Origin of the sequence: Streptomyces sp. CG4 (assembly GCF_041080655.1) — a bacterium.
Taxonomy (GTDB): Bacteria; Actinomycetota; Actinomycetes; order Streptomycetales; family Streptomycetaceae; genus Streptomyces.
The window spans coordinates 4315741-4331899 of the sequence record NZ_CP163525.1 but is presented as its reverse complement, the minus strand read 5'-3'; the positions used below and the strand labels follow the sequence as shown (position 1 = coordinate 4331899).

The 16159-nt window shown below is 71.0% G+C and carries 15 protein-coding genes; 7 read left to right on the top strand and 8 right to left on the bottom strand.

Features of this window, described 5'->3' with window-relative positions; all coding sequences use genetic code 11:
- Positions 1 to 12: 12 nt before the first annotated feature.
- From AB5L52_RS19715 to folE, 5 genes are all read left to right on the top strand, one after another.
- Positions 13 to 1146 (top strand): zinc-dependent metalloprotease, encoded by a 1134-nt coding sequence (locus tag AB5L52_RS19715; RefSeq protein WP_369365304.1) that lies wholly within the window; start codon positions 13 to 15, stop codon positions 1144 to 1146.
- Between the two features lie 191 nt (positions 1147 to 1337).
- Positions 1338 to 2393: a tRNA lysidine(34) synthetase TilS gene (tilS, locus tag AB5L52_RS19710; protein ID WP_369365302.1), complete on the top strand. Its 1056-nt coding sequence runs from the start codon at positions 1338 to 1340 to the stop codon at positions 2391 to 2393.
- An 89-nt stretch (positions 2394 to 2482) separates the two neighbouring features.
- Positions 2483 to 3043: a hypoxanthine phosphoribosyltransferase gene (hpt, locus tag AB5L52_RS19705; protein ID WP_351026191.1), complete on the top strand. Its 561-nt coding sequence runs from the start codon at positions 2483 to 2485 to the stop codon at positions 3041 to 3043.
- Between the two features lie 195 nt (positions 3044 to 3238).
- The gene (gene ftsH, locus AB5L52_RS19700; protein WP_351026193.1) at positions 3239 to 5278 is read left to right on the top strand and encodes an ATP-dependent zinc metalloprotease FtsH; all 2040 of its coding nucleotides are present in this window, start codon (positions 3239 to 3241) and stop codon (positions 5276 to 5278) included.
- A gap of 133 nt (positions 5279 to 5411) precedes the next feature.
- Complete coding sequence (folE, locus tag AB5L52_RS19695; protein WP_351026195.1) at positions 5412 to 6017, top strand: GTP cyclohydrolase I FolE; 606 nt, start codon at positions 5412 to 5414, stop codon at positions 6015 to 6017.
- Positions 6018 to 6036: 19 nt separating this feature from the next.
- Here folE and AB5L52_RS19690 read toward each other — a convergent pair whose 3' ends face one another.
- The 6 genes from AB5L52_RS19690 to AB5L52_RS19665 all read right to left on the bottom strand — a co-directional run bounded on the left by AB5L52_RS19690 (position 6037) and on the right by AB5L52_RS19665 (position 11267).
- A complete protein-coding gene (locus tag AB5L52_RS19690; protein WP_351026197.1) occupies positions 6037 to 6525 on the bottom strand; it encodes a DUF3180 domain-containing protein in 489 nt (162 codons plus the stop codon).
- A 71-nt stretch (positions 6526 to 6596) separates the two neighbouring features.
- Entirely contained in the window at positions 6597 to 7208 is a 612-nt protein-coding gene (gene folK, locus AB5L52_RS19685) for a 2-amino-4-hydroxy-6-hydroxymethyldihydropteridine diphosphokinase (RefSeq protein ID WP_351026199.1), read from the bottom strand.
- Positions 7205 to 7564 carry a dihydroneopterin aldolase gene (gene folB, locus AB5L52_RS19680; protein WP_351026201.1) on the bottom strand — a complete coding sequence of 120 codons (360 nt, stop codon included), beginning with the start codon at positions 7562 to 7564 and terminating at the stop codon, positions 7205 to 7207. The genes folK and folB overlap by 4 nt, the downstream gene beginning before the upstream one ends.
- A 249-nt stretch (positions 7565 to 7813) precedes the next feature.
- A complete protein-coding gene (locus AB5L52_RS19675) occupies positions 7814 to 8347 on the bottom strand; it encodes a nuclear transport factor 2 family protein (protein WP_351572609.1) in 534 nt (177 codons plus the stop codon).
- A complete protein-coding gene (gene folP, locus AB5L52_RS19670; protein WP_369365298.1) occupies positions 8344 to 9309 on the bottom strand; it encodes a dihydropteroate synthase in 966 nt (321 codons plus the stop codon). Before folP ends, AB5L52_RS19675 begins: the two co-directional genes overlap by 4 nt.
- Positions 9310 to 9452: 143 nt before the next feature.
- On the bottom strand, positions 9453 to 11267 hold the full coding sequence (locus tag AB5L52_RS19665; protein ID WP_351026207.1) for a phosphatidylglycerol lysyltransferase domain-containing protein: 1815 nt from the start codon (positions 11265 to 11267) through the stop codon (positions 9453 to 9455).
- Positions 11268 to 11494: 227 nt separating this feature from the next.
- Between AB5L52_RS19665 and AB5L52_RS19660 the strand changes: the two genes are divergently transcribed.
- Positions 11495 to 12619 (top strand): alpha/beta hydrolase-fold protein, encoded by a 1125-nt coding sequence (locus AB5L52_RS19660; protein ID WP_351580968.1) that lies wholly within the window; start codon positions 11495 to 11497, stop codon positions 12617 to 12619.
- 96 nt (positions 12620 to 12715) lie between these two features.
- A complete protein-coding gene (locus tag AB5L52_RS19655) occupies positions 12716 to 14215 on the top strand; it encodes a hypothetical protein (protein WP_369365295.1) in 1500 nt (499 codons plus the stop codon).
- 90 nt (positions 14216 to 14305) lie between these two features.
- On the opposite strand, the gene AB5L52_RS19650 is transcribed toward AB5L52_RS19655, so the two are convergent.
- Positions 14306 to 15640 carry a PH domain-containing protein gene (locus tag AB5L52_RS19650; protein ID WP_369365294.1) on the bottom strand — a complete coding sequence of 445 codons (1335 nt, stop codon included), beginning with the start codon at positions 15638 to 15640 and terminating at the stop codon, positions 14306 to 14308.
- The gene (locus tag AB5L52_RS19645; protein ID WP_369365292.1) at positions 15637 to 16140 is read right to left on the bottom strand and encodes a PH domain-containing protein; all 504 of its coding nucleotides are present in this window, start codon (positions 16138 to 16140) and stop codon (positions 15637 to 15639) included. The genes AB5L52_RS19650 and AB5L52_RS19645 overlap by 4 nt, the downstream gene beginning before the upstream one ends.
- Positions 16141 to 16159: the final 19 nt, after the last annotated feature.

The following is a 16159-nucleotide window of genomic DNA, read 5'->3' as shown; positions in this document are numbered from 1 at the left end:
ACGGTTGACAGCATGACTGGCTTCGGTGGCACCACATCTCCCGGGATGGTCGACTGGAACCTCGCGGTGGCAACCGCGACGCGGCTCGTACGGCCGGGCCCCGACGTCAGCCGTGACGAGGCACGCGCCGTCGTCGCGGAGCTGCGCCGGCACGCGAAAGCCTCGGAGGAACACGTCCGGGGCTTCACTCGTATGGGCACAGAGGAGACCCACGACACCCCGGTCCTCGTGGTCGACCGCCCCGGCTGGGTCCGCGCCAACGTCGCCGGCTTCCGCGAGATCCTCAAACCGCTCCTGGAGAAGATGCAGGAACGCCGCGCCGGCAGCGCCGGCAGCGCGGTCCTCGGCACCGTCGGCGGCAAGGTCACCGGCGTGGAACTGGGCATGCTGCTCTCGTTCCTGTCCTCCCGCGTCCTCGGCCAGTACGAGACCTTCGCCCCCGCCGGCCGCGACCTCCCCGCCGGCGAGAGCGGCGGCGGCCGCCTCCTGCTCGTCGCCCCCAACATCGTCCACGTCGAGCGCGAACTCGACGTCGAGCCGCACGACTTCCGCCTCTGGGTGTGCCTGCACGAGGAGACCCACCGCACCCAGTTCACGGCCGTGCCCTGGCTGCGCGACCACCTGGAGGGCGAAATCCAGTCGTTCTTGGCGGAGACCGACGTCGACCCGATGACCTTCCTGGAGCGCATCAGGGAAGCCGCCCAGTCCCTCGCCGGAGGCCGCCCCGAGGGCGAGGAGGACGACGGCGGCCGCTCCTTCGTGGAACTGGTGCAGACCCCGGCCCAGCGCGAGATCCTCAGCCGCCTCACCGCCGTCATGTCCCTGCTGGAGGGGCACGCCGACTACGTCATGGACGGCGTCGGACCCAGCGTCGTACCGACCGTCTCGGAGATCCGCGAGAAGTTCCAGCAGCGTCGCGCCAAGGGCGCCTCCCGTCTCGATCTCGCCCTGCGCAAGCTGCTGGGTCTGGATGCCAAACTGAGGCAGTACCGGGACGGCGAGAGGTTCGTACGAGCCGTCGTCGAGCAGGTCGGCACCGACGGCTTCAACCGCGTGTGGACCTCGCCCAACACCCTTCCCACCAAGGCGGAGATCGCCAAACCGGCGGACTGGGTCGCGCGGGTGCATCGCAAGGCCGAGTCGTGAACGGCATGGACACGTCGTGAATGGAATCCGGCCTGCGGCAGGCGAACGCCCCTCCAATCACCCGTCCGAGGGACCGTGAGCCATGCGTAGGCGTGCAATGCTCGGGGAACCGCCTGGTTCTGTCACCATCTACACACTCTGAGTGACCGACTCGGGTTCACCCCCCGAAAACTTCATGAAGGGAACCGGACATGGGTCCCCATCCTGCGGTCGCGGCGATACGCCTGGCGGTCCGCCGCGTCCTCCACGACATCCTCAACGACCTCCACACCCCCGGCGGGCTCGGCCGACAGGCCACCGGCGAGCGCCTGGACCGGACAGCCGAGCGGCCCCCCTCCCCGCTCGTGCTCGTCGCGTGCTCCGGCGGCGCCGACTCCATGGCCCTCGCCTCCGCCCTCGCCTTCGAGGCGCCCAGACTCGGCATCCGCGCCGGAGGCGTCACCGTCGACCACGGCCTCCAGCCCGGCTCCGGCCTCCGCGCCGACGAAGTGGCCCTGCGCCTGCGGGAACTCGGCCTCGACCCGGTCGAGTCCGTCACCGTCACCGTCGGCCGCGACGGCGGACCGGAAGCCGCCGCCCGCGACGCCCGCTACGCCGCCCTCGACGCCGTGGCCGAACGCCACGGGGCCGCCACGGTCCTGCTCGGCCACACCCGCGACGACCAGGCCGAAACCGTCCTGCTGGGCCTCGCCCGCGGCTCCGGCATCCGCTCCCTGTCCGGAATGGCCGCGGTCTCGGGGGCCGGCGGCCGCTACCGGCGGCCCTTCCTGGCGCTCGACCGGCAGACCGCCCGCAAGGCCTGCATGGCCCAGTCGCTCCCGGTCTGGGACGACCCGCACAACGCCGACCCGGCCTACACCCGCTCCCGGCTCCGGCACGAAGGCCTGCCCGCGCTGGAGAAGGCCCTCGGCAAAGGAGTCGTGGAGGCGCTCGCCCGCACCGCCCAGCTCTCCCGCGACGACGCCGACGCCCTCGACGCCTGGGCCTGCCAGGCCGAGGCCTCCGTACGCGACGCCACGGGCCTGCTGGAATGCGCCAAGCTCTACGCCCTCCCGCCCGCCGTACGCCGCCGGATCCTGCGCCGCGCGGCCATCGAGGCCGGTGCTCCGGCCGGTTCGCTGTTCGCCCGGCACATCGAGGAAGTCGACCGCCTGATCACCGGCTGGCGCGGTCAGGGAGCCATCAATCTCCCGGGCAGAGTCGTCGCCCAGCGCCAGGGTGGCAGACTGGTGATTCGGCAAGGCTGAATCCCGGCCCCGCGGAGCGACCCTCCGGCGGCCGGCCCGGGCAGCCGGTGGCCGTGACTGCGGCCGTAAGTGCGGGACGACCGAAAGTGATGCGGGTGGACGCGAACGACATGGGTGCCGACCTCCAGCAGGTGCTCATCAGCAAAGAAGAGATCGACGCGAAGCTGGCCGAGCTGGCCGCGAAGATCGACGCGGAGTACGAGGGCAAGGACCTGCTCATCGTCGGCGTCCTCAAGGGCGCCGTGATGGTCATGGCGGACCTCGCGCGGGCGCTGTCCACCCCCCTCACCATGGACTGGATGGCCGTGTCCTCCTACGGCGCGGGCACCCAGTCCTCCGGTGTCGTGCGGATCCTCAAGGACCTCGACACCGACATCAAGGGCAAGCACGTCCTGATCGTCGAGGACATCATCGACTCCGGCCTGACCCTGTCCTGGCTGATCAACAACCTCGGCTCCCGCGAGCCCGCCTCCCTGAAGGTGTGCACGCTGCTGCGCAAGCCCGACGCGGCCAAGGTCGCCATCGACGTCGAGTGGGTCGGCTTCGACATCCCGAACGAGTTCGTCGTCGGCTACGGCCTCGACTACGCCGAGAAGTACCGCAACCTGCCGTTCGTCGGTACGCTCGCGCCCCACGTCTACGGCGGCTGAGCCAGTCGGCTCAAGCCCTGTAGGACGATCGGGAACCCCGGCGGGTTCCGTGCCGTTGAAGCATGCAGAGACGGGTTTCCCCGCCGTCGAAGCAACTTCGTGCGGCTTCGGGCATCCATGCTGGGGTACCGTCAGAAGAACTGTCTTATCAAACTCACTATGGCAGGAGGGACGGGGCGACACCGCTCCGTATGGATGGACGTGAAGCGATACTTCCGTGGGCCGGTCATGTGGATCGTGCTGGCCGTCCTTGCCGTGGTCGTGTTGATGCAGGTCGTCGGCTCGTCCGGCGGCTACAAGACGGTGGACACCGGCCAGGTCGTGGCGGCGATCAACGCCAACAAGGTCCAGTCGGCCAAGCTCACCACCGGTGACGAGCAGAGCATCAAGGTCACGCTCAAGGACGGCCAGAAGGTCGAGGGCAGCTCGAAGATCCAGGCGAGCTACATCGGCGACCAGGGCGTGACGATTGCCGGCACGCTGCAGACCAAGTACCAGGACAAGCAGATCCCCGACGGCTACACGGTCTCGCCGTCCAAGCAGAACCCGTTCGTCGGCGTCCTGCTCTCCCTGCTGCCCTTCGTCCTGATCGTGGTCGTCTTCCTGTTCCTGATGAATCAGATGCAGGGCGGCGGCTCCCGGGTGATGAACTTCGGCAAGTCCAAGGCCAAGCTCATCACCAAGGACACCCCGAAGACGACGTTCTCCGACGTCGCCGGCTGTGACGAGGCCGTCGAGGAGCTCCACGAGATCAAGGAGTTCCTGCAGGAGCCGGCGAAGTTCCAGGCCGTCGGCGCCAAGATCCCCAAGGGCGTGCTGCTCTACGGCCGCCCGGGTACGGGCAAGACCCTGCTCGCGCGCGCCGTCGCCGGCGAGGCGGGCGTCCCCTTCTACTCGATCTCCGGTTCCGACTTCGTCGAGATGTTCGTCGGTGTCGGTGCCTCCCGGGTCCGTGACCTGTTCGAGCAGGCCAAGGCGAACGCCCCGGCGATCGTCTTCGTCGACGAGATCGACGCGGTCGGCCGCCACCGCGGCGCCGGCCTCGGCGGTGGTCACGACGAGCGCGAGCAGACGCTGAACCAGCTGCTCGTCGAGATGGACGGCTTCGACGTCAAGGGCGGCGTCATCCTGATCGCCGCCACCAACCGGCCCGACATCCTCGACCCGGCGCTGCTGCGCCCCGGCCGCTTCGACCGCCAGATCGCGGTCGACCCGCCGGACCTGCAGGGCCGCCTGGAGATCCTCAAGGTTCACCAGAAGGGCAAGCCGGTCGCGCCCGACGTCGACCTGTCCGCCGTCGCCCGCCGCACCCCGGGCATGACCGGTGCCGACCTCGCGAACGTGCTGAACGAGGCAGCGCTGCTCACCGCCCGCGGCGACCAGAAGCTGATCGACAACAAGGCGCTGGACGAGGCGATCGACCGCGTGGTCGCGGGCCCGCAGAAGCGGACCCGGATCATGTCGGACAAGGAGAAGAAGATCACCGCGTACCACGAGGGCGGTCACGCCCTGGTCGCGGCGGCCTCGCCGAACTCCGACCCGGTCCACAAGATCACGATCCTGTCCCGCGGCCGCGCCCTCGGTTACACGATGGTTCTGCCCGACGAGGACAAGTACTCGACCACGCGCAACGAGATGCTCGACCAGCTCGGCTACATGCTGGGCGGCCGCGCGGCCGAGGAACTGGTCTTCCACGACCCGACGACCGGCGCCGCGAACGACATCGAGAAGGCCACCAACCTGGCCCGCGCGATGGTCACCCAGTACGGCATGACCGAGCGGCTCGGCGCCATCAAGTTCGGCGGCGACAACAGCGAGCCGTTCCTCGGCCGTGAGATGGCTCACCAGCGCGACTACTCGGAAGAGGTCGCCGCGCTGGTCGACGAAGAGGTCAAGAAGCTCATCGAGAACGCGCACAACGAGGCCTGGGAGATCCTGGTCGAGAACCGCGACGTGCTCGACCAGCTCGTCCTTCACCTGCTGGAGAAGGAGACCCTGGGCAAGGAGGAGATCGCCGAGATCTTCGCCCCGATCGTCAAGCGCCCGCCGCGGCCCGCGTGGACCGGTTCCTCGCGCCGCACCCCGTCCACCCGCCCGCCGGTGCTCTCCCCGAAGGAGCTGGCACTGACCAACGGTGCGAACGGCGCGACGGCCGCGATCAGCACGGTCAAGGCCACCGCCACGGAGTCGGCCCCGGTGACGGACCAGACCCCGGAGGACCGCCCGGAGAGCTGACGGCTTTTCGGCCAACCGGCCCGGAATGAACGCCGCGTCCACCAGGTTTTAGCCTGGGGGCGCGGCGTTCTTATGTCCGCAAGGTGAACATGTGGCTGCCGTCACATGTGAAGGCTCAGGAACGAGGAACCAGATGACCGACCCCGTGACGCTGGACGGCGAGGGCCACATCGGCGAGTTCGACGAGAAGCGCGCCGAGAACGCCGTACGCGAGCTGCTGATCGCGGTCGGCGAGGACCCGGAGCGCGAAGGCCTGCGGGAGACCCCGGCTCGGGTGGCACGGGCGTACAAGGAGATCTTCGCGGGCCTGTGGCAGAAGCCCGAGGACGTCCTGACGACGACGTTCGACCTGGGGCACGACGAGATGGTCCTGGTGAAGGACATCGAGGTCTACAGCACCTGTGAGCATCATCTGGTGCCGTTCCGCGGAGTCGCGCACGTCGGTTACATCCCGTCGACGTCCGGGAAGATCACCGGTCTGTCCAAGCTGGCCCGGCTCGTGGACGTCTTCGCGCGCCGCCCCCAGGTGCAGGAACGTCTCACGACGCAGATCGCCGACTCCCTGATGACGATCCTGGAGCCGCGAGGCGTGATCGTGGTCATCGAGTGCGAGCACATGTGCATGTCCATGCGCGGCATCCGCAAGCCGGGGGCGAAGACCATAACGTCGGCCGTCCGTGGCCAGCTGCGGAACGTGGCCACACGGAATGAGGCGATGAGCCTCATCATGGCGCGCTGACCCGGTGACACTCAGGCGGTCATGCCGCCGGCTCTGCCCCCGGGGGGTTCTGGTCGTCGTCCTCCGGGAGCTTGCACACCCGCTCCAGGAACATGGCCGCAGCTATCACGCCGATGCCCGCCAGGACCGAGAAGCCGGCGTAGAGGGCCTGGTCGCGGCGGACCGGGATGTCGAGCAGCTCCAGCAGGAAGACGCCCGTGCCGCCGTACATGCCGGCGACGAGGGCGGCGACCAGGGCGCTGGCCTGGCCGAAGACGACCGCGCGGGCGGCCATCAGCGGGTCGACGCCCTTCGCGCCGGGGCGTCGCTCGCGCTGGGCCTTGAAGCGGGCGCGCAGCGAGAGCGCCGTCGACAGCAGGACCACCGCGATCAGGGCGAGCACGATGGGCGCGGCCAGGGGGACGCTGGGAAGGGTCCCGATCGAGTTCCAGAGGCGGGCGCCCGCCCAGGACAGGATGCCGGCCACGACGAACACGCCCGCCAGCACCCTGATGCGCAGCTCTCTCACGGTGTCCCTTCAGCTCCCCCGGACCGGTCCGGACTGCGGTCGTGTCGACCTTGTCGTCTTGACCTTAACGACTACTCGGGCAGTCGGAGTTCCAGGTCCGCGCGGGGCGCGACACCCTCTCGGGTGACGACGGACAGCAGTTCGGCCACCGTGCCGCGGCCGGGCAGCTGGGCTTCGGGGTCCACGTCGTGCCAGGGGGCGAGCACGAAGGCGCGCTCGTGGGCGCGCGGGTGGGGCAGGGTGAGCTGCGGGTCGTCGGAGGTGACGTCGGCGTAGGCGACGATGTCGACGTCCAGGGTGCGCGGGCCCCAGTGCTCGTCGCGGACGCGTTGGTACGCCTCCTCGATGGCGTGCGCCCGCTCCAGGAGGGAGGCGGGGGGCAGAGTGGTCTTGAGGACCACGACGGCGTTGAAGAACGACGGCTGGCTGCCGGGCGCCACGCCCCAGGGCTCGGTCTCGTACACCGGGGAGACGGCCTTCACGCGGACACCGGGGGTGTCCTCCAGGGCGTCGACGGCACCCTGGAGGGTCTCCAGACGGTTGCCGAGGTTGGAGCCGATGGAGATCACGGCCCATTTGGGGTTCTGCAGGGTCGTGTCGGCCGCGTCGACCTGCTCGACGACCGAGGCGGGCACCGGCTGGACGGTCGGGTCGCTGTGACCCTGGAGGAAAGATCGGGTCATACTCGGCTCCGGGTGATGGTGACGGTCACATCGTCGAAGGGGACGGTGATCGGCGCGTCCGGTTTGTGGACGCACACCTCCACCTCCTGGACCCCTTCGTGCTTCAGGCAGGTCTGGGCGATCCGCTCGGCGAGAGTCTCGATGAGATCCACCGGCTCGCCCCCCACCACGGCCGCGACCTCCTCGGCCACGACGCCGTAGTGCACGGTCTTCGCCAGGTCGTCGTCGGCCGCGGCCGACCGGGTGTCCAGCCCCAGGACGAGGTCGACGATGAAGGTCTGGCCCTCCTCGCGCTCCTTGGGGAACACGCCGTGGTGCCCGCGGGCCTTGAGGCCGCGCAGCGCGACACGATCCACGCGAATCACTCCTGCAATCGTCGGGAATGACCGGCCCGTACCGCGTGCGGGCGGCACACCGGCTTCAGACGAATCTACCTGCGGGCACTGACAAAGCCGGGCTGCGGGGCGCGGGCCCGGGCCGGGAGCACGAGGGTTCATCTCGTGTTTCCCCGGGAAAACCCGGCGGTGTCATGGGTTGGTAGCGGCTCCTACCCCGGGGTAGGTGATTCCAACCACTTCTTCCTCCCTGTGCCGGGGGCCGCCCGCTCAGCCGAGGGGTTCGTCGTCCGGATTCACGCCGTCGACGCCGCTCTCCCCGTTCTCGTCGTCGCTCTCCGCCAGGACGGGGGAGGCGTGGTGCGACCAGAGCTTCCAGCCGGAGGGCGTGCGCCGGAACACGTTCGTGGCGACGACGAGCTGGCCGACCAGCGGTCCCAGTTCCGCGCCGTCCTTCGGGGCGGGGCCGCCACTGAGGATGTTCTCGGTGCAGGTCACCAGCGCGGTGTCGCCGGTGACGGAGACGTGCACATCGGTGAGGAAGAACTGGATGTAGTCGGTGTTGGCCATGATCAGGGCGTACGACCTGAGGACCTCGCCGCGGCCGGTGAGCACCGGCCAGCCGGGGTGGACGCAGGAGATCACGCCAGTGTCCGCCGGGTCGTGGTACTCCTCGTCGACGCCCAGGTCGGCGGGGGTGAGCCAGAGCGAGGACAGCTCCTCGAAGTCACCGCGTTCCATCGCCTCGTAGAAGGCGGTGTTGGCGGCCTCCACCTGTTCGACGTCGGTATGAGGGGCGCTCACCGGGCTCCTTCCGCCCCGCGCTCGCCCGCGGCGCCCAGCGTGTGCTGTGCATCACGCGCCCCGCGTTCACTTCCCGCTCCCGCGCCCGGCGCCGACCCCGCCGTCCGCGCCTGTTCCACGGCGCGCGCGACCCGTACCGCGTCCGCGGTGGCGCGCACCTCGTGTACGCGCACCGCCCACGCGCCGGAGTGCGCCGCGAGTGCGGAGACGGCGGCCGTGGCGGCGTCGCGCTCGCGGGCCGGCGGGGGCGCGCCGTCCGGGCCGGCGAGGACGCGGCCGAGGAACCGCTTGCGGGAGGCGGCCACGAGCAGGGGGTACCCGAGGGCGCGCAGGCGGTCGAGGTGGGCGAGGAGCGTGAGGTCGTGCTCGGCGTCCTTGGAGAAGCCGAGGCCGGGGTCGACGATGATGCGGTCGGGCGCGATCCCGCCCGCCAGAACGGCCTCCACGCGTGCGTGCAGCTCGTCCACGACTTCGGTGACGACGTCCTCGTAGACGCCCCTGACGCTGTCGCCCTGGAGGAAGCCGCGCCAGTGCATGACGACGAACGGGGCGCCCGTGTCGGCGACCGCCGGGATCATCGCGGGGTCGGCGAGGCCGCCGCTGACGTCGTTGACGAGGGCGGCGCCGGCCGCGAGGGACTGCTCGGCGACGGAGGCGCGCATGGTGTCGACGGAGACGACGACGCCTTCGGAGGCGAGGCCGCGGACGACCGGGACGACCCGCCGGAGTTCCTCGGCCTCGTCGACGCGGGTGGCGCCGGGGCGGGTGGACTCGCCGCCGACGTCGACCAGGTCTGCGCCTTCGGACACGAGGTCCAGGCCGCGCTTCACGGCGGCGGTCGTGTCGAACCAGCGGCCGCCGTCGGAGAAGGAGTCGGGGGTGACGTTGACCACACCCATGACCGCGCACCGGTCCCATGGCGGAAAGCCGGGCGCCTGGCCGCGCCCGCTGTGGCTGTTCATACGTTCAGCGTAGGCCCAGCGGGGCGCCGGGAATGCGCGGCGGCCCGGGCGGAGACCCCGAGCTGGAGGGGTGGGACGCCCGCCCGGGCCGGTCCTCGGTCGCACCGCTCGCTTGCGCGGTGCTCAGCGTCGTGGCACGGCGCTCAGGCCGCGCGCATGTCCGTTTCCGCGAGGGAGTGCGCGCAGGGGCGCTCGGCTGCCGCCTTGCGCCGGCGCAGGGCGCGCGGGAGCGGGAGCGCGAGGTCGACGAAGCCCTCCGCCTGCATGGTGGCGAAGCCGATGCGGGGCAGGTCCGTCGTGGCGCGGTAGACCATGAACCGCGGTTCCCAGCGCGGCTGGAACTTGGCGTTGAACTTGTACAGCGACTCGATCTGGAACCAGCGCGAGAGGAACACCAGCAGCCCGCGCCAGGCACGCAGCACCGGACCGGCGCCGATCTTCTCCCCGCGCGCGAGGGCGGAGCGGAACATCGCGAAGTTCAACGAGACCCGGGCGATGCCGAACTTCGGCGCGGCCTGCAGGGCGGCGACGATCAGCAGTTCGTTCATGCCGGGGTCGGCGCTGCGGTCGCGGCGCATCAGGTCCAGCGACGCGCCGTCCTTGCCCCAGGGCACGAAGTGCAGGACCGCCTTCAGGTCGCCGTACTCGCCGGGCTCGTCGTCCTGCTTGTGCGCGGTGGCGATCAGGCAGTCGCCGTCGGAGGGGTCGCCGATGCGGCCGAGAGCCATCGAGAAGCCGCGCTCGGTGTCGGTGCCGCGCCAGTCCTCCGCGGCCCGGCGGATGCGCTCCAGCTCGGCCTCGCCGACGTCACGGATGCGCCGTACTCGGGTTTCGTAGCCGGCCCGCTCGATGCGCTTGACCATCTGTCGTACGTTGCGCATCGCGCGTCCGGCGAGCGAGAAATCCGCGACGTCCACCACCGCCTCGTCGCCCAGCTCCAGGGCGTCCAGGCCCGTCTCCCGGGTCCACACCTCGCCGCCCGTCTCCGAGCAGCCCACGACGGCCGGGGTCCAGGAGTGGGCCTTGGCCTCGTCCATGAAGCGCTCGATCGCGCCGGGCCAGGCCTCGACGTCACCGATGGGGTCGCCGCTGGCGAGCATCACACCGGAGATGACGCGGTAGGTGACCGCGGCCTTGCCGCTGGGCGAGAAGACGACGGCCTTGTCACGGCGCAGCGCGAAGTGGCCGAGGGAGTCGCGGCTGCCGTGCTTCTCCAGCAGGGCCCGCAGCCGGGACTCGTCCTCCTCGGTGAGGCGCGCGGCCGGGTGCTCGGGGCGGAACGCCAGGTAGATGGTGGTGACGGCGGTGATCCAGCCGAGCGCGCCGAGCGAGAAGGCGACGGTCCAGGACGTGTTGCCCTGGTAGTCGACCGGGCCCTCGAAGCCGAACAGGCCGTAGACGACGTGCGTCAGTCGGTCGGCCAGGCTCGGGTCACCGATCGTCCGGTGCGGGTGCACGCTGACGATCACGAGGCCGAGGACCAGGGAACCGGCACTCATAAGTACGAAGTTGGTAAGAGCTCGCCACCTGCTGCGCGGGTCCGGCAGGGCCGAGAACTGGTCACGATGGAGCAGCAGCGGCACGAGCAGCGCGACCGCGATCAGCACGCCGACGATCGAGTGCCGGTAGGCGAACTGCGCCGCCGCACCTGCCGGCAGCAGCGCGACCGCGGCCCGCCATGCCCGGCGCTTGCGCCGCTTGATCCCGTGCGCGAGCAGCAGCAACAGCACGCCGGCACTCAGCGAGAGCGCTGCGGCGAAGGGCCCGAACGAGCCCGGCAGCACCTCGGCGATAGCGTGCATACGGCTGTGACGGAAGCGCGGGAACACACCCGCGGCAATGTCCAGGACGCCCACGAGCGCGGCCGCCCTGCCGACCAGGACGGGAACGGCCTCGGGGCGCGGGCCGCGCAGTATGCGCCGCGCCCGGCTTGATCGGCTCGGAACCTCGCCCGACATTTCCCCATCTATCCTGACAGACATCGCATCCCGTAGTTCTGCGAGAGACCTTGAACCCGGGCCCGATCGGGCATCCGGCGACATTGCGCCCTCTAGGACGGTGTCTCGGGGAGAGAGGTTCACTCCTCACCGGAAAGTCGGGTCAAAGGTCAAGGAAAGCCCCGGGCAAGCCCTCGCGACGGTGCGTGGGCACGTGCCGGGCGGAGAGCGCAGGCAGGAAGCAGCCCATGGGTCTGACGAGCAACAAAGTGCTGATGCTGGCGGTCGTGATCGCCGCCGTTCTGTTCGCCGGTACGGTCTGGCTGTGGCCGCGGCTGGCGCGGCAGAACTGGCGGGCCGTCCTCGGGCGGGTCGGCCTGCTGCTCGCCACGCAGCTTGCGGTCTTCTCCTCGGTGGGACTCGCCACGAATCAGGCCTTCGGTTTCTATGCGAGCTGGGCGGACCTGTTCGGTCAGGAGAACGGCCAGGGGGTGGTCGTGGATCACATAGCCGGGGGCAGTAACAGCCCCATCCAGGTGGTCTCCACGTCCCGGGTCATCGGTGTGAGCAGTTCGATGCCGCAGGTGGCCGGGCAGGTCCAGAAGGTCGACATCATCGGTCGTTCGACCCATCTGTCGACGCCGGCGTTCGTGTACCTGCCGCCGGAGTATTTCCAGTCGCAGAACCGCGGGCGCAAGTTCCCGGTGTCGGTCGTGCTGACCGGTTACCCCGGTACGGCCCAGGCCCTGGTGGACAAGCTGCATTACCCCACGACGGCGCAGCAGCTGGCCAAGCAGGGGAAGATGCAGCCGATGATCCTGGTGATGATGCGGCCGACCGTGGCGCCGCCGCGGGACACCGAGTGCGTCGACGTGCCCGGTGGCCCGCAGGCCGAGACCTTCTTCGCGAAGGATCTGCGTGACGCGGTGATGGCGCACTACCGGGTTGACAAGACGCCTGCCAGCTGGGGCATCGTCGGCGACTCGACCGGTGGTTACTGCGCGTTGAAGATCGCCATGCACCACCCGGGTTCGTACGCGGCCGCCGCGGGCCTTTCGCCGTACTACAAGGCGCCGATCGACCCGACCACCGGGGATCTCTTCCACGGCAACAAGAACCTGCAGAACCGTGCCGACCTCTTCTGGACGATCAAGAATCTGACCGCGCCCGAGACGTCGCTGCTCGTCACCAGCAGCAAGGTCGGTGAGCACAATTACAAGGACACGCTCAAATTCATCAAGAGTGTGCAGGACACGAACGTGACCAGGATTTCGTCGATCATCCTTCCCAGCGGCGGGCACAACTTCAACACCTGGAAGCGGGAGATCCCCAGCACGCTCCAGTGGCTCAGCTCACGACTGGTCGCCCACTGAACCCCCTGGGCCCGACACTCTGTGAAGCCGGACATGTGGCCGTGTTTTTACGGGGCGGGGGCCCACGATTCGCCTACGCGCGGTAAGTTTCTGGCCATGCCACGTGGACGCCACCGCCATTCCCCACCTCTGCACCGGCTGTTGCCTGCCTCGGCGATCGCCGGTGTGTCCATCGTCTGCGCGCTGGGTCCCTGGGTGTTCACCGAGGCCATGGTGCTGCGCGCCCTGGCCGCTGCCGCCGCCGCGACGGCGGTCGTCGGCGCGGTCGTGATGCGCCGCTGGGACACACAGGCGGGCAAGCGGGTCGCCGAGCTCACACGCGCGCGTGCCGGCGACGAATGGCGCTACGAGGAGCGGGTCGCCGAACTGGAGACCGACCTGGAGGAGTCGCGCGAACTGCGCGCGAAGCTGGAGCAGCGGCTGCGTGCCAAGCGCACGGAGCTCGCGGGCCTGCGCAACGAGCACGCGGCCCTGCTGCGCCGGTACGCCACGGCGGAGACCGAGCGCGCGAGCGCCCTGGAAGGCCGCCGGCTGCTGGAGATCGAGTCGGCCGCGCCCTCGTCCTCGCTCGCGCTGCCGCCCGCGCGTCGCGCCGAGCCGGAGCCGACCGGGACGAAGACGGCGCACGAGTCCGCCGAGACGGCCGGCGCCGCCGGTGAGGCCGAGGCGGACGGCGCGGACGAGCCGCCGGCGCGGGCGGTGTTCTCGTCCGAGGGCGCACGGCTGTACCGGCAGGCCCTGACGGCCCTGGTCCGGTTCGACGGCGAGGTTTCGGCCGAGTCCGTGCCGGAGGCCGCAGAGGCCGCAGAGGCTGCGGAGGGGGCCGCTGCCGAGCACGACGAGACCGCGGTTTCCGAAGCCGCGGGTTCCGATGCTGCGGTTTCCGAGGTGGCGGCTGCTGAGGCCGTGACGTCCGGGGACACGGCTGCGGAGGCGGTGGCGCCCGAGACCGGCGCGGATGCCGGCGTGGCCGGGGCGGATGCGGGCCTTCTCGCGGCGAGCACGGCAGATGTTCGCAGGTCCGACGCGGTGGAGGCCGATTCCGCCGCCCGTCCGAAGGGCGCTGCGGAACTCGCCGGAGGCGTTGCCGTGGAAGGCACCGAAGAAGGCGCGGCCGAAGGTGTGACGGACGGTGCCGGTGATCCTCGGAGCGAGGCCGGTGCGCCGGACGCCCAGGAGGAGGAGGCGCAGGGGCAGCCCTTGGCGGCCGACGGGCACACGCGCGTGGCCGCCACCACCACCGCACCGGTCGAGCCCGCCAAGCCGGTGGGCCGCCCGCCCGCCGGGCACTTCACCGTGCCGACCGCGGTGGCCGTCGTACCGGCCGCGCCCGCGCGGCGCCCGGTGGTCGAGGGCGGTTTCGACTTCTTCGGCACCCAGAAGGGCGCGCCGAAGGCCGCGCTGGACTCCGTGCAGAACGAGGATCTCGCCGATGTCGTCGGCGCCGAGGCCCTCGCCGTGCACAAGGCTGAGGCCGAGGCCGACTTCAAGCCCGCCGGAGCGCAGGAGCACGGCGTCGGCCAGGTCATCGACCTGACCGCGCACGACGAGACCGAGCAGATCGACGTACAGGGGCTGCGCAGCGCGGCTTCCTGAGTCCCTCAGCAGGCAGGCACGAGGCCCGGCTTCCCGCACAGGGAGCCGGGCCTCCTGTCATTCCGAGGTCATTCCGAGGTCATCCCGAGGTCAGCCCGAGGTCATCCAGCGGTCGGGGCGGGCGTCCCGGCGGCCCGTACGGGACCTCTCCGCCTGGGCGTGCAGGAGCCGCGCGGCCTGCTGGGCGTCCCGCGAGCGGGCCGTGACGGTCTTGTCGGCCCCCGTGTCCACATGGACGTCCGCGAGCCGCCAGAGGCGCTGCCAGGGGCCCTGGGTCAGTCGCACGCTCTGCACCTTGGCGTGCGGGACCAGCGAGAGCCGGCGACGGAGCAGGCCGTGCCGGGTGGCGAACACCGCGTCGGTGACCGCGAGGCGGTGCCCGCGCCACCACACCGGCACGCACCAGCGGGCCCGCCGCGGCGGGCGTGCCAGTTCCTGAGGCACGGTCACGCCGGGCAGCACGCGCGCGACGACCGACTCGGCGATCGGGCGCGGAGCGACCGGCACCAGCACCGAGTTGGCGGACCCGGCCACGTCCAGTTCCACCCGCACCCAGCCCAGCCGCCGCCACAGCAGGGGCTCCACGAACCGCACGGTCTGCACCCGGCCGGGCGGGACCGTCTCGTGTGAACGGTCGAGCAGCCCGTGGTCGATGCGCAGTCCGTCCGGTGACTCGCTCACCGTCCAGTCGAACTCGCCGACGAACCGTCCCACGCTGCTCGCGCCGACCGCGCCGAACAGCGGGAGGGCGGTGGCGAGGACCGTCCACAGGTTGTGGGTGGTGAGCCACAGCACGGTCGGGACGACGAGCGCGGCGCACAGCGAGCCCCAGGTGGCGCCCGTCAGCAGCAGGGAGATCGCCAGCGCGCGCGGGGGCACGCGCAACAGCTCCTGCGCCGGCGCCTCGCCGACTTCGCGCGCCGTCTCGGGCGCGAAACCCGCCGCGCGCGCCAGCAGCTCCGCACGCAGGGCGCGCGCCTCCTGCTCGCCCAGGAAGGCCAGTTCGTCCTTGTCGTCGGCGCCCACGACGTCGATCCGCAGCTTCGCGACGCCGGCCAGGCGCGCGAGGAGGGGCCGGGAGACGTCCACGGCCTGGACGCGCTCCAGGCGGATGTGCGCGGTGCGCCGGAACAACAGGCCGGTCCGGATGCGCAGTTCGGTGTCGGTGACCGCGAACCGCGTGAACCACCAGGACAGGAAGCCGTAGAGGCCGGCCACCGGCACCAGCACCGCGAGCCCCAGCAGCAGCACGGTGGTGGTCAGCCGGGCCAGCTGCTGCTGCGTCCCGTTCGGGTCGTGCACCGCCCATCCGGCGAGTACGGCGACCGGCGCCCAGGCCCGGCGGAACGGCGTGACGGGGTGCAGCCGGCGCTCGGTCACCGGCACAGGCGCGGGTATCTCCTCGTCGTGGTCCGGGGTCGTCACAGGCCCGCCGATCGCGCCTCGCCCAGCTCGGTGAGCCGGTCGCGCAGCCGTTCCGCCTCGGCCGGGTCCAGGCCGGGGATGGTGGCGTCGGTCGCGGCGGCCGCCGTGTGCAGCTCCACGGTCGCCAGCCCGAAGCGCCGCTCGACGGGTCCGGAGGTGACCTCCACCATCTGCATCCGCCCGTACGGCACCACCGTCTCCTCGCGCCACAGGACACCGCGGCTGATCAGCAGGTCGTCCGCGCGCTCGGCGTACCGCCACGAGCGCCAGTTGCGCTCCAGCAGCCTCCAGCACCATGCGGCGAAGGCCAGCGGCAGCAGCGCGAAGGCCGCCCACGCGGGCCCCACGAGCAGGCCCAGCAGCAGCCCGGCGGCGACCGCGAGCACCACCGTCCCCCCGACCACGAACAGCCGGCGCACCCGCACCAGAGCGGGCTGCAGGCCCCGCCACACCAACTCGTCCCCCGGTATCCCGGTCTCCTCCGGGCTCCCCGTTTCCATGGGCCCAGCGTACGTAGGG

Bases quoted from the DNA above. Each gene is read 5' to 3' on its own strand.
- hpt (WP_351026191.1), top strand. From the start codon at position 2,483: ATGCGGGTGGACGCGAACGACATGGGTGCCGACCTCCAGCAGGTGCTC.
- tilS (WP_369365302.1), top strand. From the start codon at position 1,338: ATGGGTCCCCATCCTGCGGTCGCGGCGATACGCCTGGCGGTCCGCCGC.
- AB5L52_RS19715 (WP_369365304.1), top strand. From the start codon at position 13: ATGACTGGCTTCGGTGGCACCACATCTCCCGGGATGGTCGACTGGAAC.
- folP (WP_369365298.1), bottom strand. From the start codon at position 9,309: ATGAACAGCCACAGCGGGCGCGGCCAGGCGCCCGGCTTTCCGCCATGG.
- AB5L52_RS19655 (WP_369365295.1), top strand. From the start codon at position 12,716: ATGCCACGTGGACGCCACCGCCATTCCCCACCTCTGCACCGGCTGTTG.
- AB5L52_RS19645 (WP_369365292.1), bottom strand. From the start codon at position 16,140: ATGGAAACGGGGAGCCCGGAGGAGACCGGGATACCGGGGGACGAGTTG.
- folK (WP_351026199.1), bottom strand. From the start codon at position 7,208: ATGACCCGATCTTTCCTCCAGGGTCACAGCGACCCGACCGTCCAGCCG.
- AB5L52_RS19665 (WP_351026207.1), bottom strand. From the start codon at position 11,267: ATGTCGGGCGAGGTTCCGAGCCGATCAAGCCGGGCGCGGCGCATACTG.
- ftsH (WP_351026193.1), top strand. From the start codon at position 3,239: ATGGACGTGAAGCGATACTTCCGTGGGCCGGTCATGTGGATCGTGCTG.
- folE (WP_351026195.1), top strand. From the start codon at position 5,412: ATGACCGACCCCGTGACGCTGGACGGCGAGGGCCACATCGGCGAGTTC.
- AB5L52_RS19660 (WP_351580968.1), top strand. From the start codon at position 11,495: ATGGGTCTGACGAGCAACAAAGTGCTGATGCTGGCGGTCGTGATCGCC.